Origin of the sequence: Arthrobacter cavernae, assembly GCF_017368795.1 — a bacterium.
Lineage (GTDB): Bacteria > Actinomycetota > Actinomycetes > Actinomycetales > Micrococcaceae > Arthrobacter > Arthrobacter cavernae.
Genome location: NZ_JAFNLL010000113.1, coordinates 1 through 1,141 on the forward strand (window position 1 = coordinate 1; position 1,141 = coordinate 1,141).

The 1,141-nt window shown below is 65.5% G+C and carries 1 protein-coding gene; it reads left to right on the forward strand.

What is annotated here, in order from left to right; translation table 11 throughout:
- Positions 1-1,137: aminopeptidase P family protein (locus J1902_RS19040; protein WP_207617930.1), on the forward strand; the 1,137-nt coding region annotated here is incomplete at its 5' end.
- Positions 1,138-1,141 lie beyond the last annotated feature (4 nt).

The window sequence follows — 1,141 nt, forward strand, 5'->3', positions numbered from 1 at the left end:
GCCGGGCTCCGCCGGATCATGGCCGAGAAGGAACTGGACGCCGTTGTCCTGACCAGCTACCACTCCATCAAGTACTACTCAGACTTCCTGTTCACCACCTTCGGCCGCTCCTACGCCATGGTGGTCACCCAGGACGACACCGTCACCGTGACGGCGAACATCGACGCCGGCATGCCGTGGCGCCGCAGCTACGGCGACAACCTGGTCTACACGGACTGGCGCCGGGACAACTACATCCACGCCATCCAGGAAGTCCTGCGCACCCGCGGCATCAACCCGCGCCGCCTGGGCGTCGAAGACGACTCCCTGCCCCTGGACAACCGCAACAAGATCCAGGCCGCTTTCCAGTCCGCCACCCTGGTGGACGTGGCCCAGGCCGCCATGCGCCAGCGCATGATCAAGTCCGCCGAGGAAATCGCGGTCATCAAGCACGGTGCACGCATCGGCGACCTCGGCGGCGAGGCCATCCGCAACGCGATCACGGCCGGCATCACCGAGTATGAGGTCGCCCTGATCGGCACCGAGGCCATGGTCCACGAGATCGCCCGCACGTTCCCGGACTCCGAAATCCGCGACACCTGGGTGTGGTTCCAGTCCGGCATCAACACCGACGGCGCCCACAACTGGGCCACCACCCGCAAGATCCAGGAACACGACATCCTGTCCCTGAACTGCTTCCCCATGACCAGCGGCTACTACACGGCCCTGGAACGCACCCTGTTCTACGGCGAACCGGATGCCCGCTCCCTGGAACTGTGGAACATCAACGTGGAGGTCCACAAGCGCGGCCTGGAACTCATCAAGCCCGGTGCTGTCTGCAAGGACATCGCCGCCGAGCTCAACGAGATCTACGTGTCCCACGGCCTCCTGGCCAACCGCACCTTCGGCTACGGCCACTCCTTCGGCGTCCTGAGCCACTACTACGGCCGCGAGGCGGGCCTGGAACTGCGCGAGGACATCGACACCGTCCTGGAGCCGGGCATGGTGGTCTCCATGGAACCGATGATCACGGTCCTGGACGGCCAGCCGGGTGCCGGCGGCTACCGCGAGCACGACATCCTGGTGGTGGGCGAGGCCGGCGCCGAGAACATCACCAAGTTCCCGTTCGGCCCTGAGTACAACATCATCAGCGCCTGACACC